We start from the raw sequence: 306 nt of genomic DNA on the forward strand, positions 1-306 counted from the left end.
GCGGGCATGTGCGGCGATTATGATTCCGTCATCGGCATGGTGAAGGACGAGCCGATCAATCGCTTTGTCACCCATATGCGCTCGGGCCGCTTCACCCCGGCCTCGGGCGAGGCGACAGTCTGCGGGCTTTATGTGGAGACCGATGACGCGACGGGGCTGGCGGTGCGCTGCGAGCCGATCCGCGTGGGCGGCCAGCTCGCAGAGATCATCCCCGAGGTCTGATCAGAGCCGTTCGCCCAGCCACCGCAAATGGTCTTCCATGAAGGTGGCGATGAAGAAATAGCTGTGATCATAGCCGTCCTGCCG

The 306-nt window shown here is 63.1% G+C and carries 1 protein-coding gene; it reads left to right on the top strand.

The features are described from left to right. The coding region (locus tag B3M53_RS10560; RefSeq protein WP_286800378.1) for a YmdB family metallophosphoesterase at positions 1-222 on the top strand (222 nt) is incomplete at its 5' end. Between the last annotated feature and the right edge of the window lie 84 nt (positions 223-306).

This window comes from Oceanicaulis sp. UBA2681, assembly GCF_002354675.1.
GTDB lineage: Bacteria > Pseudomonadota > Alphaproteobacteria > Caulobacterales > Maricaulaceae > Oceanicaulis > Oceanicaulis alexandrii.